The 23,455-nt window shown below is 68.7% G+C and carries 22 protein-coding genes and 3 tRNA genes; 15 read left to right on the forward strand and 10 right to left on the reverse strand.

All coding sequences use genetic code 11. The features are described from left to right. Positions 1-35: 35 nt before the first annotated feature. The 3 genes from ACFSXZ_RS38450 to ACFSXZ_RS38460 are packed head-to-tail and all read right to left on the reverse strand — an operon-like array spanning position 36 to position 3,270. The gene (locus tag ACFSXZ_RS38450) at positions 36-806 is read right to left on the reverse strand and encodes an enoyl-CoA hydratase/isomerase family protein (protein WP_378271215.1); all 771 of its coding nucleotides are present in this window, start codon (positions 804-806) and stop codon (positions 36-38) included. A 53-nt stretch (positions 807-859) separates the two neighbouring features. Then, the gene (locus tag ACFSXZ_RS38455; protein WP_378271216.1) at positions 860-2,356 is read right to left on the reverse strand and encodes a carboxylesterase/lipase family protein; all 1,497 of its coding nucleotides are present in this window, start codon (positions 2,354-2,356) and stop codon (positions 860-862) included. Continuing rightward, positions 2,353-3,270 carry an oxidoreductase gene (locus ACFSXZ_RS38460; RefSeq protein ID WP_378271217.1) on the reverse strand — a complete coding sequence of 306 codons (918 nt, stop codon included), beginning with the start codon at positions 3,268-3,270 and terminating at the stop codon, positions 2,353-2,355. Before ACFSXZ_RS38460 ends, ACFSXZ_RS38455 begins: the two co-directional genes overlap by 4 nt. 75 nt (positions 3,271-3,345) lie before the next feature. On the opposite strand from ACFSXZ_RS38460, the gene ACFSXZ_RS38465 reads away from it, so the two are divergent. Next, positions 3,346-3,942 carry a TetR/AcrR family transcriptional regulator gene (locus ACFSXZ_RS38465; protein ID WP_378271365.1) on the forward strand — a complete coding sequence of 199 codons (597 nt, stop codon included), beginning with the start codon at positions 3,346-3,348 and terminating at the stop codon, positions 3,940-3,942. A 400-nt stretch (positions 3,943-4,342) separates the two neighbouring features. Here ACFSXZ_RS38465 and ACFSXZ_RS38470 read toward each other — a convergent pair whose 3' ends face one another. Continuing rightward, positions 4,343-4,912, reverse strand: a complete 570-nt coding sequence (locus tag ACFSXZ_RS38470; protein WP_378271218.1) for a TIGR03086 family metal-binding protein — start codon at positions 4,910-4,912, stop codon at positions 4,343-4,345. Between the two features lie 64 nt (positions 4,913-4,976). Here ACFSXZ_RS38470 and ACFSXZ_RS38475 point away from each other — a divergent pair, with 64 nt between their 5' ends. The 5 genes from ACFSXZ_RS38475 to ligD all read left to right on the forward strand — a co-directional run bounded on the left by ACFSXZ_RS38475 (position 4,977) and on the right by ligD (position 9,763). Next, on the forward strand, positions 4,977-5,720 hold the full coding sequence (locus ACFSXZ_RS38475; RefSeq protein WP_378271219.1) for a DUF6597 domain-containing transcriptional factor: 744 nt from the start codon (positions 4,977-4,979) through the stop codon (positions 5,718-5,720). 321 nt (positions 5,721-6,041) lie between these two features. Further along, positions 6,042-6,932 (forward strand): TIGR03619 family F420-dependent LLM class oxidoreductase, encoded by an 891-nt coding sequence (locus ACFSXZ_RS38480; RefSeq protein ID WP_378271220.1) that lies wholly within the window; start codon positions 6,042-6,044, stop codon positions 6,930-6,932. A gap of 42 nt (positions 6,933-6,974) precedes the next feature. After that, positions 6,975-7,484, forward strand: a complete 510-nt coding sequence (locus ACFSXZ_RS38485) for a MarR family winged helix-turn-helix transcriptional regulator (protein ID WP_378271222.1) — start codon at positions 6,975-6,977, stop codon at positions 7,482-7,484. Positions 7,485-7,641: 157 nt separating this feature from the next. Then, on the forward strand, positions 7,642-8,715 hold the full coding sequence (locus ACFSXZ_RS38490) for an ATP-dependent DNA ligase (protein ID WP_378271224.1): 1,074 nt from the start codon (positions 7,642-7,644) through the stop codon (positions 8,713-8,715). Between the two features lie 46 nt (positions 8,716-8,761). Next, a complete protein-coding gene (ligD, locus tag ACFSXZ_RS38495) occupies positions 8,762-9,763 on the forward strand; it encodes a non-homologous end-joining DNA ligase (RefSeq protein ID WP_378271226.1) in 1,002 nt (333 codons plus the stop codon). 94 nt (positions 9,764-9,857) lie between these two features. On the opposite strand, the gene lon is transcribed toward ligD, so the two are convergent. Together lon and ACFSXZ_RS38505 are read right to left on the reverse strand one after the other, a co-directional pair. Beyond that, complete coding sequence (lon, locus tag ACFSXZ_RS38500; protein WP_378271227.1) at positions 9,858-12,320, reverse strand: endopeptidase La; 2,463 nt, start codon at positions 12,318-12,320, stop codon at positions 9,858-9,860. A 73-nt stretch (positions 12,321-12,393) separates the two neighbouring features. Continuing rightward, positions 12,394-13,344, reverse strand: coding sequence for a GNAT family N-acetyltransferase (locus tag ACFSXZ_RS38505; protein ID WP_378271229.1), 951 nt, complete (start codon positions 13,342-13,344; stop codon positions 12,394-12,396). A gap of 278 nt (positions 13,345-13,622) precedes the next feature. Here ACFSXZ_RS38505 and ACFSXZ_RS38510 point away from each other — a divergent pair, with 278 nt between their 5' ends. The 4 genes from ACFSXZ_RS38510 (at position 13,623) to rpmG (ending at position 17,019) form a co-directional block, all read left to right on the forward strand. Then, a complete protein-coding gene (locus ACFSXZ_RS38510; protein WP_378271230.1) occupies positions 13,623-16,274 on the forward strand; it encodes a putative bifunctional diguanylate cyclase/phosphodiesterase in 2,652 nt (883 codons plus the stop codon). A 104-nt stretch (positions 16,275-16,378) separates the two neighbouring features. After that, positions 16,379-16,451 (forward strand) — tRNA-Thr (locus tag ACFSXZ_RS38515). A 128-nt stretch (positions 16,452-16,579) separates the two neighbouring features. After that, positions 16,580-16,652: transfer RNA gene (locus ACFSXZ_RS38520), tRNA-Met, on the forward strand. Positions 16,653-16,854: 202 nt separating this feature from the next. Continuing rightward, entirely contained in the window at positions 16,855-17,019 is a 165-nt protein-coding gene (rpmG, locus tag ACFSXZ_RS38525) for a 50S ribosomal protein L33 (RefSeq protein ID WP_092535388.1), read from the forward strand. A gap of 103 nt (positions 17,020-17,122) precedes the next feature. Here rpmG and ACFSXZ_RS38530 read toward each other — a convergent pair whose 3' ends face one another. The 4 genes from ACFSXZ_RS38530 to ACFSXZ_RS38545 all read right to left on the reverse strand — a co-directional run bounded on the left by ACFSXZ_RS38530 (position 17,123) and on the right by ACFSXZ_RS38545 (position 20,419). Beyond that, a complete protein-coding gene (locus ACFSXZ_RS38530; RefSeq protein ID WP_378271231.1) occupies positions 17,123-17,524 on the reverse strand; it encodes a MaoC family dehydratase in 402 nt (133 codons plus the stop codon). Beyond that, positions 17,521-17,970 carry a MaoC family dehydratase N-terminal domain-containing protein gene (locus ACFSXZ_RS38535; protein ID WP_378271233.1) on the reverse strand — a complete coding sequence of 150 codons (450 nt, stop codon included), beginning with the start codon at positions 17,968-17,970 and terminating at the stop codon, positions 17,521-17,523. The genes ACFSXZ_RS38530 and ACFSXZ_RS38535 overlap by 4 nt, the downstream gene beginning before the upstream one ends. A 131-nt stretch (positions 17,971-18,101) precedes the next feature. After that, positions 18,102-19,004: an SGNH/GDSL hydrolase family protein gene (locus ACFSXZ_RS38540; RefSeq protein WP_378271235.1), complete on the reverse strand. Its 903-nt coding sequence runs from the start codon at positions 19,002-19,004 to the stop codon at positions 18,102-18,104. A gap of 188 nt (positions 19,005-19,192) precedes the next feature. Beyond that, positions 19,193-20,419, reverse strand: a complete 1,227-nt coding sequence (locus tag ACFSXZ_RS38545; RefSeq protein WP_378271237.1) for a pyridoxal phosphate-dependent aminotransferase — start codon at positions 20,417-20,419, stop codon at positions 19,193-19,195. 225 nt (positions 20,420-20,644) lie between these two features. On the opposite strand from ACFSXZ_RS38545, the gene ACFSXZ_RS38550 reads away from it, so the two are divergent. From ACFSXZ_RS38550 to rplA, 5 genes are all read left to right on the forward strand, one after another. Then, positions 20,645-20,717 (forward strand) — tRNA-Trp (locus tag ACFSXZ_RS38550). A gap of 136 nt (positions 20,718-20,853) precedes the next feature. Beyond that, complete coding sequence (gene secE, locus ACFSXZ_RS38555; protein ID WP_378271239.1) at positions 20,854-21,285, forward strand: preprotein translocase subunit SecE; 432 nt, start codon at positions 20,854-20,856, stop codon at positions 21,283-21,285. Then, positions 21,270-22,064, forward strand: coding sequence for a transcription termination/antitermination protein NusG (gene nusG, locus ACFSXZ_RS38560; protein ID WP_378271366.1), 795 nt, complete (start codon positions 21,270-21,272; stop codon positions 22,062-22,064). The genes secE and nusG overlap by 16 nt, the downstream gene beginning before the upstream one ends. Before the next feature lie 74 nt (positions 22,065-22,138). Beyond that, complete coding sequence (gene rplK, locus ACFSXZ_RS38565) at positions 22,139-22,570, forward strand: 50S ribosomal protein L11 (RefSeq protein ID WP_139095431.1); 432 nt, start codon at positions 22,139-22,141, stop codon at positions 22,568-22,570. Between the two features lie 119 nt (positions 22,571-22,689). After that, complete coding sequence (gene rplA, locus ACFSXZ_RS38570; RefSeq protein WP_378271240.1) at positions 22,690-23,409, forward strand: 50S ribosomal protein L1; 720 nt, start codon at positions 22,690-22,692, stop codon at positions 23,407-23,409. Positions 23,410-23,455 lie beyond the last annotated feature (46 nt).

The following is a 23,455-nucleotide window of genomic DNA, read 5'->3' on the forward strand; positions in this document are numbered from 1 at the left end:
CCGGGCCACCTTCGGCAAGCGCGTACGCGCTTGGGTCAACCCCTGCGGAACCGCTCGGTCGCGGCGTGGAAGTCACCTCGGGTGGACAGAGTTCCCTGCACCGCGCCCAGCAAGGTGAGCTCCTCCGCCAGCCCCGCGTCACGGGCACGCCGCAACGCCGCCTTCGTCCGCTGCAGCGCGGGCCGTGACCGGCCGGCCAACGAGTCCGTGACTTCGGCGAGGTAGGACTCCAGTCCGGCGGTGGGGACCACCGCGTTGACCAGGCCCCACCGCTCCGCTTCGACCACACCGATTTTCTTGCCGAGCAAGGCGAGTTCGGCCGCGCGCCCGGCGCCGACCAGGCGGGTCAGCATGTGCGCGCCGCCCATGCCCGGCACCAGGCCGACCGCGATCCAGGAGCTGGCGAACTCGGCCTCGGGAGTGGCGACCCGCAGGTCACAGCTCAACGCCAGATCGAAACCACCGCCCAGCGCGGGCCCGTTGACCGCGGCGATCACCGGTACCGGCGCGCTCGCGATCGCCGACACCAGCCGCTGGAAACGGCTGTAGATGGCATCGGAAACCGCGAGCGGTCCGTCGGCCGCGACCGCGTCCAGGTCCTGGATGTCGCCGCCGGAGCAGAAGGCCGGCGGTGCCCCGGTCAGCACCACAGCTCCAATATCGCCGGGCAGATCCGCCAGTACGCGGACGAGGTGATCGACCAGATCGAGAGTCAGCGCGTTGCGCCGGTGCGGCCGGTCCAGCGTCAGCCACAGCGCGGACTCCCGGTATCGCACGCGCAGCCCGGAAATGTTCTCGTCGTCCATGACCGCATCCTAGGCCATTTACAGTCAAGACTGACTACAAAACCCGGGCCGGGTCACATCCCGTGCAATTCCCGTTCCTCCCACGCACGGCGCTCGGACCCGGCCGCGTCTGCTACGACTTCGGAGGAGTCATCGAACACCATCGTCGCCCGGTTCAGGGGTTCGTAGGTGGGCCAGCCGGGATCGCCCGTCGTGGCGAACCGCACCCAGGCGGTGTGCATGGCGGTCGCCAAACTGTGCGGTTCTCGTGTGCCGAGCAGTTGCCGACCGGCCTGTCCGGCCGTCGCCACGAGTTCGACCTCGTCGCGCACGAAGCACAACTCGATGCCGTGCGACGCGCCGAGCAGCGCAGGCCGGGTCTCGGACTGCCAACGGAACTCATATACCCAGGTGGGTGGGGTGCGGACGGCCGCGAAACGGAGTGTGGGGATACGGAATCCCCAGTCGGTCCAGGCTGCCTCGGCCAACGCGGAAGGATCGCTGATGCGGCGCGGTCCGTCCCGGTAGGCCTCGCGCAAAGCCTGATCGATGCCGATGGCCGACCGGAGTCCTTGGCGGACCAGGGCTGCCAGCCAGGCACTGTTTCCGATCATGGTGACGATGTCGGCCGTTTCGTTCCGCACGGTGCCGGTCAGCAGCGGTATGTCCGGCTCCGCCGACCTGGTCTTGGAGAGTTGCCAGGCCGAGACCGGCAGGGTCTCGATTCCGTGGACCGTCCGGAAAGGACTGAGAAGCAGGGCGCGTCGATCGCCGACGACCAGCCTTCGGCCGAACCGCGTCATCGCCGCTTCTGTCGCGGCCACCGTCTTCGAGATCGGGACATCGCGCAGCCCTTCGACCGTCGGCGCGACGCGCAGGTGGCGTGCGACCTGCCGGGTGATCCGCATCGCTTCTTCCGGTGCGACCGTCGCGGCAGGGTGTCCGCTCTGCGCGATGGCACGGGTGAACAACCCGCGCGAGGCCGGCATCGCCAGGTGGTTGAACACACTGACCGCGCCGCCGGACTGACCGAAGATCGTCACCTGCCCGGGGTCGCCACCGAAGGCGGCGATGTTTCGACGCACCCATTCCAGGGCGGCGGTCTGGTCGCGCAGCCCGAGGTTGTCCTTGTCATCGCCCAGGTAAAGGAAACCGTCGATGCCCAGCCGGTAGTTGACGCCCACGTGCACGATCCCGTGCCGGGCAAAGGTGTGCCCCCGGTACCCCGGGGCCGAGCCCGCGCCGAAGACGTACCCGCCGCCGTGGATGTGCACCATCACCGGCAGATTCGCCGCTCCCGGCTCCGGCGTGCAGACCTCCAGGGTGAGGCAGTCCTGACCCGTCGTGGCCGGGGCGTAGACACTGCCCAACAGGCCTTGCCCTTCCGGCTGGGGAGCAGCCGCGCCCGGGCGGGTCCCGTCGCGGACCCCGTCCCACGGCTCGGGTGCCACGGGCGGGCAGAACCGATGGCGGCCGAACGGTGGCGCGGCGAACGGGATGTTCCGGAAGAAGTGCAGCCCGGCGCTCTCGTTTCCTTCGACGACACCGTATTCGGTCCGGACCCGGGTCATGTGTCCGCTCCGGTCGCCCGCGCCGCGAGCGCTTGTCGGGGGAAGGTGATGCCCGTGAGTTTTTCGGAGACCTCCCACAGTCGACGCGCCGTCTCGGCGTCTTGCGCCTTCGCCGAACGGCCGACCAATGTCGGAGCGCCGCGTCCTTCCATGAAGCCGCTCGGACCCACATAGCTGTTGCCGGGAATATCCGCCACGGCCGCGTACAGCGTGGGAAGCGCACCATCGTCGATGCTCTGCGCCACAAGACCGGCCAGCATTTTCCCGGCGAGATGACGAAGGCGTCGCCGACCGTCGGACCTCAGCAGGTTCGTGGCCGCCATACCGGGGTGCGCCGCGGTCGCGATCACCGGCGAGCCTGCCTCGGCTAGTCGCCGCTGGAGTTCCGAGGTGAACAGCAGATTGGCCAGTTTGGACTGCGCGTAAGCCGGCATCGCCTGGTAGGGCTTGCGTTCCCAGTTGAGATCGTCGAAGTCGATCGAACCCACCTTGTGACCGTTCGACGACACGGTGACGACGCGTCCCGTGATCTGCGGCAGGAGCAGGTTCGTCAGGGCGAAGTGTCCCAAGTGGTTCGTGCCGAACTGCAACTCGAAACCGTCCGCGGTGCGGGAAAACGGCGGGATCATGAGGCCCGCATTGTTGATCAGCAGGTCGATCGGTTCGGCGAAGTGTTCGGCGAAGGCGCGGACCGACGCGAGATCGGCGAGGTCGAGCCGCCGGACCTCGACGTGGCCGGCCATTTCGGCGGCTGCCTCGCGGCCCTTGTCCGGGTCGCGCACGGCGAGGACGACGCGTGCGTCCCGGGCGGCGAGGGCGCGGGCAGCGGCGCGGCCGATCCCGCTGTTCGCGCCGGTGATGACGACGGTGCGACCCGTCAGGGAGGGAAGGTCGGAAACCGAGAATGTTGTCACGAGCTACAAAGTAGACAGCGACAACAAAGTTGTCAAAGACAACATGCCTGGGATAGGGTGGTCCGCGTGCCAGACATGAGCGAAGAGCGGCCCTACCACCACGGCAACCTCCGCACCGCGCTGCTCGACGCGGCCGAGCGCAGCCTGCGGGAACAGGGTTCGGACCAGTTGGCGCTGCGCGATCTGGCCCGGGAGATCGGCGTCAGCCACGCCGCGCCCCGCCGGCACTTCCCGGACCGCCAAGCACTGCTCGACGCGCTCGCCGAAACCGGGTTCGCCCGGCTGCACACCACGCTGCGCACCGCGTTGGCCGACGCGGGCCACGACTTCCCCTCACGCCTCCGGGCCACCGCGACGGCCTACACCCGCTTCGCCACCGACAACGCCGCGCTCCTCGAGCTGATGTACACCAGCAAACACCGGCCGGATGCGACACAGATCGTCAAGGCCGCCGCAGCACCGTTCGGCCTGATGAACGAGTTGATCGTGCAGGGGCAGGCGCAGGGCGCCCTCCAGGAAGGAGACCCCGAACGGATCGGGATCGTCCTGTTCGCGACCCTCCAGGGCATCGCGACCATCATCAACGGCAACATCGTCAAACCGGAACTACTCGACGGACTCGTCGAAACCGCGGCCGAACAGTTCCTGCGAGGAGCCCGCCCGCGAGGCTGAGCGGTTTTACCGTCAGGCCTTGGAAGTGAAGCTGGAGTTCGGCGACCGGCATGGCACGGCGCGCGGTCAACCAAGGGGGATGCACCAGAGTTCGCCCGGGGTTGACGGCCGTGATCCAGGCTTCGCCCCCCGGTGGTCTGGACCGCCGCTGGCGGAGACGGGAAGAACTAGGCCCCCGGCGACCACCGGTTCGTCCGCCCTCCTGCCCGTGAACTCGCCCGTCGCGCGGACCTTCTCGGGTGCGCATGCCGGGTCTGCTGCGGTCTCCTTGCCGGCCATCGCGTCGATGTCGGTCTGGAGGTGTAGTGCGTGATCGTGTATTTCTTGGCTTGTCTCCTTGTTCGGTGACTGTACGCTTCGATCGCTGTCGTCGGATGGGGCTGAGGTCACTGGTCGGAGACTACGTCCAGGCGGGATCACGGCCGGTCAGGCCGAGTATGCGGTCCAAGGTCGGTGCGTCGGCCGGCACGGCGACCTCCGGTCCGTACATGCCCATCTCGCGTCCCTGCTCCACGCCGGCGGACACCGTGTCGTGCAGGTGCGCCAGCAGGTCGGCGGGCAGTTCCAGGCGCTGCCCGGTTGCGGCCGCCAGGTCCCAGCCGTGCACGGCGAGTTCGCCGACGATCATGTCGCCCATGATGGGCGCGGGCAGCGTGTGCGGCGTGCCCATGGTCGTCTCACCCTCCCAAGCGCTCGGCGACGCCCACGACGACGTGATGTCGTCCAGCAGGGCGAGCAGGCGGCCGCGCCAGTCTCCGGCCGTCAGGTCCACATCGGACTCGGCGGTCGCCGGCTGTGGAACGGATTCCTTGCGGCCGGCGCCGGCGAGCGATGGGCCCCAGAACAGGAGGTGGTTGATCAGTGCCCGCACGTCGTATTCCGTGCACGGAGTCTTGTTGGTGAGTTGGTCGTCGGTGATGGTGCGGGCGACGGTGGCCATGGCCTCGGCCGCGTTGGCTAGGTGTGACATGGCGGCGACGCTAGGCGGCGCGGGCCGGAGGGGTATTGAACAAAGGCGACATACACTCTGCTGCGTGGGGCGGGACGTTCGTGAGCTGCGGAGCGCGTGGACCAGATATCAGCGCCACGCGTTCCACGACCCGTCGCCGACGCTCGCGCCATGGGTGGAGCGGTACTGGGAGGCTCGCTGGGACTACGCCGAGCCCTACCGGCAGAAGATCGTGCCGTACCCGAATGTGCACCTGTCGTTCGGTGGCGGCCGCGCGGACGTCAACGGCGTGTGCAGCGGCTACCAGATCAAGGTCCTCGAGGGTCGCGATCACGTCTTCGGTGTCGCGTTCCGGCCGGGTTGCTTTCGCCCGTTCCTTGGTGCCTCCGTCTCGACCATCACCGACCGCGTCGTCCCGGCGACCGAGGTGTTCGGCCCGGACCTGCCCACGACGCTCGACGTGCCGGCCGTGGAGGCGTTCCTGCTGAGACATCTGCCGGACGACGACCCACGGGTGCGCCAGGCGGTGGCCGCGGTCGAGCTGATCGCCAACGACAAGGCCATGACCAGGGTCGAACGCCTCGCCGGCGAGCTGGGGCTGAGCATACGGAGGCTGCAACGGCTGTTCGCGGAGTACGTCGGCATCGGGCCCAAGTGGGTGATCCGCCGCTACCGCCTGCACGAGGTCACCGCACGCATGGCCGCCGGCGGGGTCATCGACTGGGCCGCGCTGGCGGCGGACCTCGGCTACGCCGACCAGGGCCACTTCATCCGCGATTTCAAGAGCATGTTCGGCGAGCCACCGACCTGGTATGCGCAGCGCTATTAGTCCGCCTCCCCGGATTTGAGTGCGGGTCGCGTCCCGGCGCGGGTGCGGGCGGCAAGGCGGATCGCGGCTGACTGCGGACTTCCGCGGACCGCAGTCGGTAAACGCCCTGCGGCGGGCGTCCTCATCCTTGGGTTTTCGTTTGTGTTGCAGCGGGTCGAGGCCACATACCGCGATCATCGGCCTGCTTTCGTCGGCGCGCTCTTACGCCCTCCTCATTCGCTTCAAGGTTGATTTCATACTTGAAACGAGTGTACGCTGCGGTATCGAACGTCCCCGTCGCACTACAGGAGAGTGTCTGTGAAGCTCGGCATCATGTTGCCTGTGTCCGGAGTCCACGCGTCGCCGGCGAACATCAAGACCATCGCGCAAGCCGCCGAGCGACTCGGCTACGACTCGTTGTGGACCTACGAACGGCTGTTGCGCCCGATGGCACCGCTGCTCCCCGGCCCGGACGGCAACCTGGAACGCATCCCCGACATCTACCAGACCACGTTCGAGCCACTCGAGACGTTGAGTTACGTCGCCTCGTTCACCAGTCGCATCACGCTTGGCACCAACATCGTCATCCCGCTGTTCCACGCGCCGGTCGTGCTGGCCCGCAGGTACGCCACGCTCGACCAGTTCAGCGGCGGACGCGCCGTCGCCGGGTTCGGGCAGGGCTGGATGCCTCAGGAGTACGCGACCGCCGGTGTGCCGATGAAGCGGCGTGGCGCGGGCTTTGACGACGTGATCGCGGCGATACGGGCCTGTTGGGGGGCCGACCCCGTGGAGTACGCGGGCCGCTTTTACTCGATCGAAGCCTCCGAGGTCAACCCGAAGCCCGTCCGCGGTGACATCCCGATCGTCGTCGGCGCGAACTCCGACGCCGGCATCGACCGGGCCGCCCGGATCGCCGACGGCATCACGCCGCTGAGCTTTGGCCTGGACATGGTGACCGCCCAGGCCGAGCGTTTCCGGACGGCCGCCGAACGCCACGGGCGAAACCCGGCCGCGCTCACCGTGACGGCACAGACCAACCACGCCATGCAGCCCAAGCCGATCAGCGGCGACCGTCCGTTCCTCGCCGGCGCCCCGAAGCAACTCGCCGACGACATCGAGCAGTTGCGGGACCGTGGATTCGACGGGGTCCTGTTCGCGGGCCTGCCGACCGACGAGATCTCGGCGCAGATCGAGATGCTCGACGAACTCCGTTCCCTGGTGCCCGCCGGATGAGCGTGAGCGGCCCGGCCTGCCTGGCTGGGTAGGATCGTCCGCGTGGAAGGCCAGTGCGAACCCCGGTGGCTGTCGCCGGACGAGCGCGACGCCTGGATCTCCCTGTCCTGGTTGATGATCAAGCTGCCGGGCGAGATCGACGCTCAACTGCAGCGCGACAGCGGCATCTCGTTCTTCGAGTACCTGGTGCTCGCGGAGCTGTCCATGTCTCCCGACCGGTGCCTGCGGATGAGTGCCCTGGCCGAACACGTGAACGGTTCGGTGTCCCGGTTGTCCAACGTGGCCAAACGCTTGGAGCAGCGCGGTTGGATGAGACGGGCGCCCAGCGCGGAGAACGGCCGCTACATCGAGGCGACTCTCACCGAGGAGGGCATGGCGGTGGTCGAGAAGGCCGCACCCGGCCACGTGGCGGCGGTCCGGCGGTACGTGTTCGACGCGCTCAAACCCGACCAGGTGGCCGGGTTGCGGGACATCGGCCGCCAGATCGCCAACCAGGTCGAAGGCGAGCGGACCGGGACGCCGTCCACAGGACGGACTCTGCGAGGGCTTTGACCTCGCAGAGCCGTCGCGCATCCGTGGGCGCCCTGTCGATCTGAGGGGCCGGACGCCCCGATCGCCCCACGGTCCCGCTCGCGTCGTGGCCCGGTCGCACCCTGTGACATGCGCTTTTCCGGCGACGTGGCGGCGGAGGCGACCTAGGATCACCAGTGTGGACCTGCCTGTGATGCCGCCGGTCAAACCGATGCTCGCCAAAGCCGTGCACGAGGTGCCTCGCGCGCCCGGCCTGCGGTACGAGCCGAAGTGGGACGGGTTCCGGTGCGTGGTGTTCCGCGACGGAGACGAGGTCGAACTCGGTTCCCGGAACGACCGGCCCCTGACCCGCTACTTCCCCGAGCTCATCGACCTGCTCAAGGACGCGTTGCCGCCCCGTTGCGTGGTGGACGGGGAGATCGTCATCGTGACCGAGCAGGGTTTGGACTTCGACAGCCTCCAGCTCCGGTTGCATCCCGCGGCCTCGCGGGTACGCAAACTCGCCGAGGAGACGCCCGCCAGCCTGGTCGTCTTCGACCTGCTGGCCCTCGACGACCGGGATCTGACCGGTGAATCTTTCACCGAGCGGCGGCACCTGCTCGAAGGAGTGGTCGACACGCGGCTCGCCCGGGTGCACCTGACCCCGATGACCGAAGACCCCGAAGTCGCGCAGGACTGGTTCAACCGCTTCGAGGGCGCCGGGTTCGACGGGGTGATGGCCAAACCCGGCGACGCGCCTTATGAGCAGGACCGGCGGGTGATGTGGAAGGTCAAGCACGAGCGCACCGCGGACTGCGTGGTCGCCGGCTTCCGCTGGCACAAGGACGGCAAGGGCGTCGGTTCGCTGCTACTGGGTCTCTACGACGATGCCGGGACCCTGCATCACGTCGGCGTCGCCAGCAGTTTCACCGCGGCCCGCCGCAAGGAACTGGTCGGCGAACTGGAGCCGCTGCGCGAGAACGCGCTCGACGGGCACCCCTGGCGTGACTGGGCGGAAGCCGAGGCTCCGGCAGGTCGCATGCCGGGCATGCAAAGCCGCTGGAACGCGCAGAAGGACCTGAGCTGGGAGCCGTTGCGCGTCGAGCAGGTCGCGGAGGTCCGGTACGAGCACGTGCAGTCGGGCCGCTTCCGCCATGGCACCCGGCTGGTCCGGTTCAGGCCCGACCGCCAACCGGCTTCGTGTACCTACGGGCAGCTCGAAGAGATCGCGCCGGCCGAACTGGCGACGCTGTTCGCCGAGGTGCACGAATGAATCCGATCGCGGGTGCGGGCGGACCCGCGGAAAACGAGGAACCAGCATGAGTGACGCCGTCACCCTCGACATCGACGGTCGCGCGGTCACGGTGTCGCACCCCGAGAAGGTGTACTTCACCGGCCGTGGCGAGACCAAGCTCGATCTCGTCCGTTACTACCAGGCCGTCGCCGAACCACTGTTGCGCACTCTTCAGGGGCGCCCGCTGCTCCTGGAGCGCTATCCCGACGGCGCGAGCGGCAAGTCGTGGTTCCAGAAGCGTGTCCCCAAGTCCACCCCGTCGTGGGTCACCACCACCGTCGTGGCCACACCCAACGGAACCACCAGCGACGCCCTGGTCGCCGCCGACCTCGCGCACATCCTCTGGGCGGTGAATCTCGGCTGCATCGGGTTTCATGTCTGGCCGGTCCGCGCGTCGGCGCCCGAGGTAACCGACGAACTGCGCATCGACCTGGATCCCTCGCCTGGGGTGACCTTTTCGCAGGTCCGCCAGGCCGCGCTGCACACCAGGGATCTGCTCGGCGAGCTCGGCATCGCGTCCCTGGTGAAGACCACCGGTTCCCGTGGCCTGCACATCTACGCGGGACTGCTGCCGAACTGGGATGGCTACCAGGTCCGAGCCGCCGCGGTCGCGCTCGCGCGTGAACTCGAACGGCGTTACCCGGAGCTGATCACCGCCCAGTGGTGGAAGGAAGAGCGAGGCGCCCGCGTCTTCGTCGATTTCAACCAGAACGCGCCTCACAAGACCGTTTTCGGCGCGTGGTGTGTGCGGCCCCGGGTCGGGGCGCAGGTTTCGACGCCGATCGCCTGGGACGAAGTGGAGTCGGTCGAGCCGAACGAGCTGACCATCGCGACGGTGCCGGCGCGGGTGGCCGAGCGCGGTGACCCGTGGGCGGATGCGCGGCCGCAGTCGATCGAACCGCTGCTCGAGTGGTCGCGGCGCGATCTCGCGAACGGGCTGATGGACGCGCCATGGCCACCCGTCTATCCCAAGCAGCCCAACGAACCGCCACGGGTCGCGCCCAGCCGCGCGAAGAAGGTGACCTGAATCAGTCCACAGTGGACCGGACTGGGTGCCGGACCTGATCCGGAACGGCGGTTCCCCGCGCGGGCCGAACCCGCGCGGGGGACCGGAATTCCCGTTACGCCGCCTGCACGACGCGGGCCGGGGTGAGGGCGAGGTCGATGACCTCGTGGACCTCCGCCACCGGGTGCACGTCGAGCTCCGCCAGGATCTCGGCCGGGACGTCGTCGAGGTCGGGCTCGTTGCGCGCCGGGATGATCACCGTCCGGAGGCCTGCCCGGTGCGCCGCCAGCAGTTTCTGCTTCACCCCGCCGATCGGCAGCACGCGCCCGGTCAGCGACACCTCACCGGTCATGGCCACGTCCGTGCGCACCACCCGGCCGGACAACAGCGATGCCAGCGCGGTGGTCATCGTGATCCCGGCGGACGGACCGTCCTTCGGCACCGCGCCGGCCGGCACGTGCAGGTGGATGGCGCGATCCTTCAGGTCACCCACCGGCAGTTCCAGTTCGGCGCCGTGCGACCGCAGGTACGACAGCGCGATCTGGGCCGATTCCTTCATCACGTCACCGAGTTGGCCGGTCAGCGTCAGCCCGGACCCGCCGGACTCCGGGTCCGCCAGCGACGCCTCGATGTAGAGGACGTCACCACCGGCACCGGTCACCGCCAGGCCGGTGGCCACGCCGGGGATCGCGGTCCGCCGCGTGGACGCGGGAAGCGACGACTCCGGCAGATGCCGTGGCCGACCGAGGTAGGTCTCCAGGTCGCCCGCGTCCACCGTCACCGGCAGCGTGGCCTCGCCCAGGGCGACCCTGGTCGCGATCTTCCGCAGCACCTTCGCGATGGTCCGGTTCGCGTTACGCACGCCCGCCTCGCGGGTGTACTCGGCCGCGATCCGGCTCAGCGCCGCGTCGGTGAACGCCACGTCCGACGGCTCCATGCCGGCCCGTTCCAGCTCACGCGGCAGCAGGTGATCGCGGCCGATGACCACCTTCTCCTGCTCGGTGTAGCCGTCGAGGGTGACCAGTTCCATCCGGTCCAGCAACGGTTCCGGGATGGTTTCCAGCGCGTTGGCGGTGGCCAGGAACACCACGTCGGAAAGGTCGAGCTCGACTTCGAGGTAGTGGTCGCGGAAGGTGTGGTTCTGTTCGGGGTCCAGCACCTCCAGCAGCGCCGCGGTCGGGTCGCCGCGGTAGTCGGCGCCGACCTTGTCCACCTCGTCGAGCAGCACCACCGGGTTCATCGAACCGGCTTCGGCGATCGCCCGCACGACGCGGCCGGGCAACGCGCCGACGTAGGTACGCCGGTGACCGCGGATCTCCGCCTCGTCCCGGACGCCACCGAGCGCGACGCGGACGAACTTCCGTCCCATCGCCTTGGCCACCGATTCGCCCAGCGAGGTCTTGCCGACACCGGGCGGCCCGACCAGGGCCAGTACGGCCCCCGACCTCCGGCCCCGCTGGTCGACCGAACTCGGCACGGTGTCGGAGTTCCGGTCGCTCTGGCCGACGGGGGTCGGCGCCGTGGTGTCCGGCTCCCGGATGTCACCGGCGTTCCGTTCCGCGCGCCGGGCGCGCACGGCCAGGTACTCGATGATCCGTTCCTTGACGTCGTCCAGGCCGGCGTGGTCGGCGTCCAGCACCGCGCGGGCGCCGGCGATGTCGTGCACGTCGGTGGTCCTGGTCTGCCAGGGCAGGCCGAGCACGGTGTCCAGCCAGGTCTTGATCCAGCCGCTTTCCGGTGACTGTTCGGACGCCCGCTCCAGTTTGTCCACTTCGGACATCGCGGCCCGGTACACGTGCTCGGGCAGCCCCGCCGCCTCCACGCGTGAGCGGTAGTCGTCTCCGGTGGTGCCGCCGTCGAGTTCGCCGAGCTCCTTGCGGATCGCCTCCAGTTGCCGCCGGAGCAGGAACTCCTTCTGCTGCTTTTCCATTCCTTCGGCGACGTCACGGTTGATGGTGTCGGTGACCTCCTCCTCGGCGCGGTGTTCGCGATTCCACGCGAGCGCCCGTTCGAGGCGGGTGGACACGTCGGTCAGCCGCAGGAGCTCCAGCTTCTGGTCGACGGTCAGGTAGGGCGCGTTGCCGGCGAGGTCGGCGATCGAGGACGGGTCTTCGACCTGCTCGATCGCTTCGATCATCTGACCCCCGCCGAGCTGTCGCAGCCGGGCGACCACCTCGGACTTGTACTCCGCCGCGAGGGTGGCCGACCGTTCGTCGGTGATCTCGGAGACCCGTTCGGCGCGAACCCATTTCGCGGTGCCCGGGCCCTCACCGGCGTCGCCGACACGCGCACGGTGTCCGCCGCGCAGCAGCACGGCCGTCCTGCCGCCGGGCATCCGCCCGATTCGCTCGATCGTGGCGACCGTACCCAGTTCGGCGTACTCGCCGGACACTCTCGGCACGATCAGCACTTCGGCGGTGCTCACCGACCTGATGCCGGGCAGCGCGGGCGTCTTGGCCTGCGCGGACTCGACGGCGGCGCGGATCTCGGGGTCGCCCGCGTCGAGCGGAACGACCATGCCGGGCAGCACGACGTCGTCGTCCAGCGGCAGCAGGGGGAGCAGCCGGTATTCGGTCATTGTTCGCTCCTTCAGGTTGAGCCTGACTAACTCAACTCTCCCGGGAGCGGCTTTGTTTCCCCTGGTCGTTCGCCTAGAGCGAAGCCGCGGGCACGGCGGGTCGCCGCTGCCAGTAGGTCCACAGGGGGCGGTAGCCCTGGGCACACCAGAACGGGGTGGAGCGCGGATTGGCCAGGGCGTGGTGCAGGAGCACGACGTCGGTTCCGGCCTCGTCGAACAGTTGGTGGGCGTGCGCGGCCAAGGCCGACCCGACGCCCGAGGACCGTGCCGCCTCCGCCACGTGCAGCGTCGAGAGGTATCCGACCCGCTCGGCGCGGACGTAGCGGCGGGCCCAGTCGGACTCCGGCGGCAGCTGGATCTGCAGAAGACCGAGCGGCCCGCCGTAAAGCTCCGCGATCCACAGCGTCGGGTTGGTGCGGGTGAGCTCCTTGCCGACGTCCGCGGCGAGGAGTTCGGCGGCGGTCTCCCGCGGGCTCACCCCACCGAAGTCCGCGTCGTAACGGAGGAGTTCGGTGTGGAGCCGGACCGCGGTGTCGATGTCGTCCTGTCCGGCGGGACGGATGCGGACGCCTGGCTCGGCGGCGGGTCCTGGCGCGGCGAGCCGGTCGGCCGGGCGCACCGCGAGCACGCGGACCGGAGCGAAACCGTGCCGCAGGAGTTCGGCCGATCCGGCCGGGTCACGACTGGGCCGGACCACTACCGCGGCGGTGTCCCAGTCCCCGGGAGCGGCGACTTCGGCGAGATGAGAGTTCCAAAGGGCGAGCAAATCACCGAGAACTTCACCCGGTTGTGGTCCGGCCAACCGGAGGGTCAACCGATGCTCGATCAGCGCTCGCCACAGAGAGTCACTGAAATCGGCGGCGATCTCGGAACGGGTGGCCAGTCCGATCGCGCCGGAATCGTCTTTCCGAACCTCCAGCACCGTGTCCTCACCGGTGTTGTCAAGAGGTTCTGACAAGGGCAGCAAGGAGTCGGCCGCACTCAGTCTGGCCGCATGCTCCGTTGCGATGGCGTCGGTGTTCATGTCGGTATTCAAACCCCTTGACCATTGGTAAAGCGCGCCGGGGGTGGTTACCGCAAGCAATCAAGAAAAAGGCGAACAGCGTTTCAGTTTCACCGATCGGTCGCTCGTGAACCGCGTAGTTCGCGCGCTGTTAACTATCCGGTGATCTCACGCTGGTCGGAATGAGCCCAAAGTACGCCCTCCGGGGTACAGTGATGCCCTCATTCGCGCGGAGATCGCGAAGCGCGGGTGATCGGGCGAGGTGCACTACTGGGGCGAACGGGTGGGAAGGAGGTTGCATGCCGGACCACGATGGTGATGCCGTCGTTTCCGTCCCGGCCGCAGCCGACGACACCGGCGCCGGGCCACGGCGGGCGGACCGGCTGGGGGCCGACGAACGGCGCTTCCGGACCTACACACTGACCGTGCTCGCTTCCGGAATCGCGGCGGCGGTGGCGGTTTCCCTGCTTTGGCTGCCTTTCCGCGCCGGCGCCGGACTCTGGTGGATAGGTCCGGTCCTCGCGGTGTCGTTCCTGCTCGCCGAGCAGCTGGGCATCAACGTCGATGTCCGCAGCGGTATCTCCTGGACCATTTCCTTCACCGAGATCCCGCTGGTCATCGGATTCTTCGTGGCGCCGTTCGAGGTGGTGCTCGCCGCGCACCTGCTCGCCGGGATCAGCACGCTGGTGGTACGGCGGGTCTCCGGACGCGTGCTCTACAACGCCGGGGCCTTCCTGCTGGAGATCACCAGCGCGTTCGCCGTGGCTGGTCTGGTCCAGCGGATCATGGGCAGCACCACGATGACCTGGCCCGCCGCGCTCGCCGGCACGCTGACCGCGCCACTGGCGAGCACCCTGCTCGCGCTGGCCGCGGTCCGGGTGCTGCGCCGGCGGATGCGGGTCGGCACCGCGTTGCGGCTGACCGGACGGATCCTGGTGGTCGGGTTCGTCAACGCCTCGGTCGGGCTGAGCGGATACCTGGTGATCGCCGGAGCCACCCACGCCTGGCCGCTCGTGCTCGCGGTCTTCCTCGGACTTTCCGCCCTCTACTGGGCATATTCGGATCTGCTGCGCGAACAGCGCGACATGGAAGCGCTTTCCGACGTGAGCCTGATGGTGGCGCGTTCGGGTCAGCAGGCCGCGGCACGGCCGGCTTCCCGCACGGACGATCTCGCCGGTGGGGTGAACGTCAGCGAGTGGGCGACCATCGCGGAACGGATCAAGGACCAGCTTTCCGCGGCCAGGGTCGTCCTCCGGCTCCGGCTGGACCAGACCGCGCCACTGCGCACCGTCGTCGCGGGGGACCCGCTCTCGTCCACGACCACGGCGAGCGACGACCCGTTGGTCCGGCTGCCCAGCTCGCACGTCCGGCATTTCCGCATCACCGAGGCCAGTTCCGAAGTGGCGGGCGCGCTGCTCGAACGAGGTGCCCAGGAGGCGCTCGTCGTTCCGCTGCGCAGCGCCAACCAACTGCTCGGTGTCGTCGAGGCGCACGACCGGTTGTCGCGATGGCGTGGTTTCGGCAAGTACGACGTGCAGTTGCTCGGCACCATGGCCAGTCACCTGGCGACCGCGCTGGACAACCGCCGCCTGCTCGCCACCCTCCGGCATGACGCTTATCACGATCCGCTGACCGGCTTGCTCAACCGGCCCGGTTTCCGTCAAGTGGTCCGGGAACCGGTGCGGGACCGCACGGACATCGCCGTGCTGAGGGTCGATCTCGACGTCTTCTCCACGGTCAGTGACGCGCTCGGCTACGTGTGGGCCGACCGCATGGTGATCGCCGCGGGCAGGCGCATCCGCGACGCGCTCGGCCCCGACGTCCCCCTGGCCCGGCTCGAGGGCGCGTCGTTCGCCGCGTTGATCGTCGGGTCGCAGGGGCCGTGGGTCCACGAGACGGCGGAACGGCTACGGGCCGAGCTTTCCGAGCCGTACCCGGTCGACCGGCTCACCGTCGAGGCCAACGCGATGGTCGGCTACGCGGTGCCGTGCGCGTCGGAGTCGCCGTCCGACGAGGGCAGCGCGGAAACCGTCGACGTGGACACGTTGCTCCAGCGCGCCGATGTGGCCGTGCGGGCCACGCGAGGGGGCGAGGAGGTCCGCGGCTACGTCCCGAGCATGGGGCAGATCTTCCTGCGGCGGTTCCAGATGGTGACCCAGTTCCGCCAGGCCATCGAAGAGGGCCAGGTCAGCGTGCACTACCAGCCCAAGATCTCGCTGCCGAGCAGGCAGGTACTCGGGGTCGAGGCGCTGGTGCGCTGGCAGCACCCGGAGTTCGGCCGGCTCGACCCGGACGAGTTCGTGCCCGCGGTGGAGGCGGCCGGGCTGGTCGGCGTGCTCACCGGGTTCGTGCTGGAGCAGGCGCTGATCCGCGTGCGCAAGTGGATGGACGAGGGCCTGCGGATGTCGGTCGCGGTGAACCTGTCCGTGCGCAGCCTGGCCGACCGGGACTTCCCGGGCAGGGTGGAGGCGGCGCTGAAGCGGTTCGAGGTGCCACCCGAACTGCTCACGTTCGAGCTCACCGAGTCCGGGGTGATGGCGGACCCGCAGAAGGCCCTGCCGATCCTGCGGGAGCTGCACGCGCTGGGCATCGTCCTCGCGGTCGACGACTTCGGCACCGGCTACTCGTCGCTGGCCTACCTGCGGCAGCTTCCGGTCGACGAAGTCAAGATCGACAAGAGTTTCGTGCTGGGCATGGGCACCGACCTCGGCGACCTCGCGGTGGTCCGGTCGATCGTCGAGCTGGGGCATTCGCTCGGGCTGACCGTGGTCGCCGAGGGTGTCGAGGAGGACATCGCGCGTGACCAGCTGGAGGCGATGGGCTGTGACGTCGCGCAGGGCTACCTGATCTCCCGGCCTTTGGCCGAGGACCGGCTCGAGGCCTGGTTGCAGGCGCGGACGGCCCGTTCACCGGGGCGGCACACCGAGATGGTGCTGACGTTGCTGACCTGACCTGCGGTACGCCGGGAGCGTGGGCGGCAACCGACCCCCCGGTGGGAAGGTGCCTGGGAGGATTGTGTAATCTTTTCCAGGCTTCGAGGTTACGGCCTCGGTCCGCCCCTTTAGCTCAGTCGGCAGAGCGTCTCCATGGTAAGGAGAAGGTCTACGGTTCGATTCCGTAAAGGGGCTCGCGAGAGGGTGTAGTCTGTCCACGCGAAGGTGTGGATGTGATTCCTTCGCAATACCCTCTGGGGAAGCCTCCCCAGACCCCCGCCAGGGGCAGGACCCCTGGACCCTCGGGCGGTGGGCGGGTGTTGGGCGGTGTAGCTCAGTTGGCAGAGCAAGCGGCTCATAATCGCTGTGTCGCCGGTTCAAGTCCGGCCACCGCTACGCGACTGGGCGAACTGTGTCCGCGGAAAGCGCGGACCGGGTCGCTCCGCCGTTACACCGGGGGCCCGGCCCCCGGACCCCGGCCAGGGGGCGAGCCCCCTGGACCCCCAGTCCGGCGCGGGTTTTTCGGTCCGGTGCGGGTTGGGTGTGGGGTTGGTGAACGCTGACCCGGTACGGGTTGGTTGAGAGAGAGGCTTTGGCTGTGGCTGCCACCGACGTGCGACCGAAGATCACGCTGGCGTGCGAGGAGTGCAAGCACCGCAACTACATCACCAAGAAGAACCGGCGTAACAACCCGGATCGCCTGGAGATGAAGAAGTTCTGCCCGAACTGCGGTACGCACCGGGTCCACAAGGAAACCCGCTAGCTCGCACCGTCGCTTACGGCCGCTTCCCGTTTCGGGGAGCGGCTTTTCCGCGTGGCCACGACCCGGAGGGGAGCCGACTTCGAGCCGGCTCCCCTCCGGGGAATCAGCGGACCACGGCGCCGGCCTTGCCCAGCACCGTCTTCCCGTCGAACTTCGCGATGATGTCGACCCGGGCGGTGCCGTCGTCGCGCACCTCGCCCACCTTGCCGGTGAACTCGACGAGAGCGCCCTCGTCCCCGTCCGGCACCACGACCGGCCGGGTGAACCGGACGCTGTAGGACACCAGGCGGCCGGGATCGCCGAGCCAGTCGGTGACCAGCCGGGCTCCCAGCGCCATGGTCAGCATGCCGTGCGCGATCACGTCCGGCAGCCCGACATCCTTGGCGAACCGTTCGTTCCAGTGGATCGGGTTGAAGTCCAGCGACGCGCCCGCGTAGCGGACCAAGCGGTCCCTGGTCACCCGCACCTGGAGCGCGGGCAGCTCTTCACCGGCCTTGTAGCTCATGCGGCCTCCCCTCGGACCACGAGTTGAGCGCGGGTGGTGCAGACGAGGGCGCCGTCGGTGTCCGTGATCTCGGCTGTCACGGTCAGGAAGTCGTTGCCCGCCCGGGCCATGATGTCCTCGATCCGGGTGGTGAGGCGCAGCTCGTCGCCGGCGTGCACGGGCCTGACGTGTTGGAAGGACTGGTCGCCGTGGACCATGCGCGAGTAGTCCATCCCCAGCTCGGGATCCTCGGCGATCTTGTTGATCGCCGCGAGGTTGATCACGGTCAGGAACGTCGGGGGAGCGATGACGTCCGGATAGCCGGCCGCGCGGGCCGCCTCCGGGTCGTGGTAGAGCGCGTTGCCGTCCCCGATCGCGTCGGCGAACTCCCTGATCTTCTCGCGACCGACCGAGTACGTGCTTGTCGGCGGGTAGGTCCGCCCGATGAACGACTGATCCAATGGCACCCCAGCAGGCTACCGTTCGCTGCCTGCGGAAACCCCTCGGCGCTGGTGTTCCCCGGAACACCCTTACCCGGTCCGGTCCACCTTATCGGGGCACGCCGTAGTCGATCACCGGCGTGGCGCACACCCGATCGTCAGCGGATCACTCCGAGCACGGCGTCGGCCATCGCGCGCTCGCCCTTCGCGTTGGGATGCAGGGATTCCGCGGGCGAGGTCGGGATGAGATCCTCCACCCACTTCGTGCCGGATTTCGTGCACATGTCGTGGCCCTTGCTCGGCCTGGCGGTATCGGCGAAGCCTGCCTGATGGGTCTTCGCCTGTTTCGCCAGCATGTCGTTCATCTTGGCTTCCGACTCGCGCAGGTAGGCGACATCGTCGGCGCCGAGCGGGAGGAACGGCCAGCAACCGTTGCCGTCGGGCAGCGCGGTGGGGTAGCCGACCACCACGATCCGCGCCTTGGGCGCCTTGGCGTGGATCCTGGTCAGCACGTCGGCGATCTTGGGCGCGGTGGCGGCGATCCGTTCGGCGAGCTGGTCGTGACCGCCGGCGTCCAGCCGCTGCTTGCAGGGCGAGGCGTTCCGGTCGGTCGTCGCGCACTCGCGCGCGAGACTGATGAAGCCGACATCGTTGCCGCCGATCCCGAGGGTGACCAGGGTCGTGGCGGCGTTCAGCGCGTCCAGTTGCGGCGGGTTGGTGCCGTCCCGCGTTTGCTGGGAGGCGGTCATGTTCGCGGTCGTCGCGCCACTGCAACTCACGTCCGCGAATTCGGCGGGCTTGATCTGAGCGGCCACCAGGTGCGGATAGTTGTTGTCCGACCGATCGCATCCCGCCGGTTTCCCGGCCTGGCCGCCCGTCTTCGGCGAGGAGGTGTACGAATCGCCGAGCGCCACGTAGCGGCCGGTGCCGTTGCCCGTGTCCGAACCCGGCGAGTCCGGCGGCGAGGCCGACGAGCCGTGCTGGGACTTGACGTATCCGAACCCGATCAGGCTCGCCACGATCACGACCAGGACCAGACCGCCACTGCCTTTGCTTGCCACGATGTCGTTTGTACGCGATTCAAGACCGGCCCATCATTGGCCGATTGGGTGACACGCGTCGTCTGCCGGAAAGATTCCCGGCTCGGGTGATCTGGCCCTTTGCCAACAGGGTGTCCGCGCTGCCCGGAAAAGCCTTTCCGGGCAGCGCGAAACGGTGCGGAGACCTTTGATTCCGGCTGGAACCGGGATTACTTCGCCTCGGCCAGGAGGTTTCCGACCCGCGTGACCCCTTCGACCAGGTCGGCCTCGGCCAGCGCGTAGGAGAACCGGAAGTAGCCCGGTGTTCCGAACGCCTCGCCCGGCACGACCGCCACCTCGGCCTCACGCAGGATGAGGTCGGCCAGTTCCAGGGTGTCCGACGGGCGCTCGCCGCGGATTTCCTTTCCCAGCGCCGCCTTCACCGAGGGGTAGGCATAGAACGCGCCCTGAGGGGTCGGGCAGTCGACGCCGGGGATGTCCGAGAGCAGGGACACGATCCGCTTGCGGCGGACGTCGAACGCCGCGCGCATCTGGTGTACGACGTCCAGCGGTCCGGCGACGGCGGCCAGCGCGGCGCGTTGCGAAACGTTGGCGACGTTGCCGCACAGGTGCGTCTGGTAGCTCGACGCGGCCTTGATCACGTCCTGCGGGCCGATGATCCAGCCGACCCGCCAGCCGGTCATCGAGTACGTCTTCGCCACGCCGTTGAGCACCAGGGTCCGGTCGGCCATTTCGGGCACCACCACGGGCAGTGAGTGGTTCTCCGCGCCGTCGTAGACCAGGTGCTCGTAGATCTCGTCGGTGATCACCCAGATGCCGTGCTCGTACGCCCACCGACCGATGGCCTCGATGTGTTCGCGCGGGTAGACCGCCCCGGTCGGGTTGGACGGGGAGTTGAACAACAGGACCTTGGTGCGCGCGGTGCGCGCGGCCTCCAGTTGCTCGACACCGGCCAGGTAGCCGGTGGACTCGTCCGCGGTGACCTGCACCGGGACCCCGCCGGCGAGCTTGATCGACTCCGGGTACGTGGTCCAGTACGGCGCCAGGAGCAGCACCTCGTCGCCGGGGTCGAGCAGCGTCGCGAACGCGGAATAAACCGCCTGCTTCCCGCCGTTGGTCACCAGCACCTGCGACGGCGTCACTTCGAAGGCGGAGTCACGCAGCGTCTTGGCCGCGATGGCCTCGCGCAGCTCCGGCAGCCCCGCGGCGGCCGTGTAGCCGTGGTTGGCACGGTCCCGCACCGCGGCGGCGGCGGCCTCCACGACATAGTCGGGGGTGGGGAAGTCGGGTTGTCCCGCGCCGAAGCCGATCACCGGGCGTCCCTGGGCCTTGAGTTCCTTGACCTTCGCGTCCACGGCGAGGGTCGCCGACGGGGTGATGGCGGCGATGCGGGCCGAGATACGGGGACGGTCGGTGATGGTCACGGGAGAACTCATACCTGTCATGGTGACACGCGTGGCGGCTGGTCAAGCACCCAGGGCACGGGACCGCGGCAGTAGCGCGGGCGGGCACGGAGAGGGGGAAAACGGGGGCTGGGGAGGCTCGGTTGCGGGGGCGCGCACGGCTTGCCGTAGACTGCCGAAACTGGGACGTCCGGCGCTTCACTCCACCCGCCTGGTGGGGTTGGTGAAGGGCGTCCGACGAGCGGAAGTCACGCTCGAAGGGGTGTAGCTCAAATGGCAGAGCAGCGGTCTCCAAAACCGCAGGTTGCAGGTTCAAGTCCTGTCACCCCTGCGTCGACATAGGCGGTGCAGCGGAAGAGCGGTCGAGGCCGGGCGGCAGCCCGGTACCGGCGATCGAGGGTGGCACGAGGTTCGCCCGCAGCCGGGCGCTTCGATCGGTCTTCCGGGAACACAGTAAACACGGAGGAGTGGTCGTGAGCGACAGCGACGCCAGCGGCGAGAAGGACCAGGAGCCCAAGCGGGCCTCCCGGCCGGTCACCGCCGCGGCTCGGCGTGAGCGCCGCGCCTCCGCGCGCCCGGCGGGCAAGGCCACGGCCAAGGAAGCAGGCAAGGCCCGGCCCGCGGTCCGGGGGGCCTCCTCCACGGAGTCCACCGAGACCGTGAAGAAGGGGCGGGCGACCCCCAAGCGGGATCGCCGGCAGAAGAAGACCTCGCCGCTGGCGAGGCTGATGCGGTTCATCCGCGAGGTGTGGGCGGAGCTGCGCAAGGTCATCTGGCCGACACGCAAGCAGATGGTCACCTACACCACCGTGGTGCTGGTCTTCGTGGCCTTCATGGTCGCGTTGGTCTATTTGCTGGACTTCGCGTTCCGCAAGGGCGTGTTCTGGCTGTTCGGCTGAGCGCCACCGGCGCGGGCCAGCACGAACACCACGAGCAACTGAGAGGACGGAACGTGACCTCCGAGAACGGCGTAGCAGCCGGCCAAGAGTACGACGAGCCGGTCGAGGCACAGGCCGACCTCGAGCAGGACGCGGTCGCCGGTGAGCCCGAACCGGCCGAGGACGACCCGGTCGCCAAGCTCCGCAAGGAACTGCGGTCGCTGCCGGGCGAGTGGTACGTCGTGCATTCGTACGCCGGTTACGAGAACAAGGTCAAGAACAACCTCGAGACCCGGACGCAGACCCTGGACGTCGAGGACTACATCTTCCAGATCGAGGTGCCCACCGAGGAGGTCACCGAGATCAAGAACGGCCAGCGCAAGCAGGTACAGCGCAAGGTGCTTCCCGGCTACATCCTGGTCCGGATGGAGCTCAACGACGCCTCGTGGAGTGCCGTGCGCAACACCCCCGGCGTGACCGGGTTCGTCGGCGCCACCTCCAAGCCCTCACCGTTGACCGTCGACGAGGTGCTCAAGTTCCTCGCGCCCAAGGTGGCCAAGGCCGCGCCCGCCAAGGCGAAGGGCGAGGCCGCCTCGGCGGAGGCCGCGCTGGGCGGCACCCCGGTCGAGGTGGACTTCGAGGTCGGCGAGTCGGTGACCGTCATGGACGGCCCGTTCGCCACGCTGCCCGCGACGATCAGCGAGGTCAACGCGGACGCGCAGAAGCTGAAGGTGCTGGTGTCGATCTTCGGCCGGGAGACGCCGGTCGAGCTGTCGTTCAACCAGGTCTCCAAGATCTGACGGTCGCCCCGGTGGCCGTTGGCCCCCGCCGCTGGCAGGTGCGCGGGGGATCGTTGTAGCGAAGAGGAACAGGAATGCCACCCAAGAAGAAGAAGCTTGCGGCGATCATCAAGCTGCAGATTCAGGCGGGTGCCGCGAACCCGGCCCCGCCGGTCGGCCCAGCGCTGGGCCAGCACGGCGTCAACATCATGGAGTTCTGCAAGGCCTACAACGCCGCGACCGAGTCGCAGCGCGGCAACGTGGTGCCGGTCGAGATCTCCGTGTACGAAGACCGGTCGTTCGACTTCAAACTCAAGACCCCGCCGGCCGCGAAGCTCCTGCTGAAGGCCGCCGGTGTGGAGAAGGGCTCCGGCGAGCCGCACAAGACCAAGGTCGCCAAGGTGACCTGGGACCAGGTGCGCGAGATCGCCGAAACCAAGAAGAGCGACCTCAACGCCCACGACATCGACCAGGCCGCCAAGATCATCGCCGGCACCGCCCGCTCGATGGGCATCACGGTCGAATAAGGCGAGCAAGGCGGATTTACTACGGACTATCCGTAGTAAAGAGCCCTTCCTCCCGTTCAGAACCACCGTGGGAGGGCCAGGCGCTGGCCCGTCACCACACTGATCCGAAGGACAGAAGCATGGCAAAGCGCAGCAAGGCCTACCGCGAGGCCGCCGAGCTGATCGACCGGGAGCGGCTGTACGCGCCGCTCGAGGCCGCGAAGCTGGCGAAGGAGACTTCCAAGACGAAGATGGACGCTACGGTCGAGGTGGCCATGCGTCTCGGGGTCGACCCCCGTAAGGCCGACCAGATGGTCCGCGGCACCGTGAACCTGCCGCACGGTACCGGCAAGACCGCCCGCGTGATCGTGTTCGCCGTGGGCGACAAGGCCGCCGAGGCCGAGGCGGCCGGCGCGGACGTGGTCGGCAGCGACGATCTGATCGAGCGCATCCAGGGTGGCTGGCTCGACTTCGACGCCGCGATCGCGACTCCGGACCAGATGGCCAAGGTCGGCCGGATCGCCCGCATCCTCGGCCCGCGTGGCCTGATGCCGAACCCGAAGACCGGCACGGTGACCCCGGCGGTCGCCAAGGCCGTCGCCGACATCAAGGGCGGGAAGATCAACTTCCGCGTGGACAAGCAGGCGAACCTGCACCTGGTGATCGGCAAGACGTCGTTCGACGCCGACAAACTGGTGGAGAACTACGCCGCCGCGCTCGACGAGATCCTGCGTGCGAAGCCGTCCGCCGCCAAGGGCCGTTACGTGAAGAAGGTGACCTTCTCCACCACGATGGGCCCGGGCGTGCCGGTCGACCCGGCTCGCACCCGCAACCTCCTCGCCGAGGACGCGACCGCCTGAGATCCGCTGTACCACCGTTGAAGGGCCCGGCATCGCTCGTGATGCC

It is taken from the genome of Amycolatopsis pigmentata, from assembly GCF_042684065.1.
In the GTDB taxonomy this organism is placed as follows: Bacteria; Actinomycetota; Actinomycetes; order Mycobacteriales; family Pseudonocardiaceae; genus Amycolatopsis_E; species Amycolatopsis_E pigmentata.

Coding starts and splice junctions, on each gene's coding strand:
- ACFSXZ_RS38530 (WP_378271231.1), bottom strand. CDS start 17,524: ATGAGCTACAAGGCCGGTGAAGAGCTGCCCGCGCTCCAGGTGCGGGTG.
- ACFSXZ_RS38450 (WP_378271215.1), bottom strand. CDS start 806: ATGGACGACGAGAACATTTCCGGGCTGCGCGTGCGATACCGGGAGTCC.
- ACFSXZ_RS38505 (WP_378271229.1), bottom strand. CDS start 13,344: ATGAACACCGACGCCATCGCAACGGAGCATGCGGCCAGACTGAGTGCG.
- ACFSXZ_RS38545 (WP_378271237.1), bottom strand. CDS start 20,419: ATGAGTTCTCCCGTGACCATCACCGACCGTCCCCGTATCTCGGCCCGC.
- rplK (WP_139095431.1), top strand. CDS start 22,139: ATGCCACCCAAGAAGAAGAAGCTTGCGGCGATCATCAAGCTGCAGATT.
- ACFSXZ_RS38465 (WP_378271365.1), top strand. CDS start 3,346: ATGAGCGAAGAGCGGCCCTACCACCACGGCAACCTCCGCACCGCGCTG.
- ACFSXZ_RS38455 (WP_378271216.1), bottom strand. CDS start 2,356: ATGACCCGGGTCCGGACCGAATACGGTGTCGTCGAAGGAAACGAGAGC.
- rplA (WP_378271240.1), top strand. CDS start 22,690: ATGGCAAAGCGCAGCAAGGCCTACCGCGAGGCCGCCGAGCTGATCGAC.
- lon (WP_378271227.1), bottom strand. CDS start 12,320: ATGACCGAATACCGGCTGCTCCCCCTGCTGCCGCTGGACGACGACGTC.
- ACFSXZ_RS38470 (WP_378271218.1), bottom strand. CDS start 4,912: ATGTCACACCTAGCCAACGCGGCCGAGGCCATGGCCACCGTCGCCCGC.
- ACFSXZ_RS38510 (WP_378271230.1), top strand. CDS start 13,623: ATGCCGGACCACGATGGTGATGCCGTCGTTTCCGTCCCGGCCGCAGCC.
- ligD (WP_378271226.1), top strand. CDS start 8,762: ATGAGTGACGCCGTCACCCTCGACATCGACGGTCGCGCGGTCACGGTG.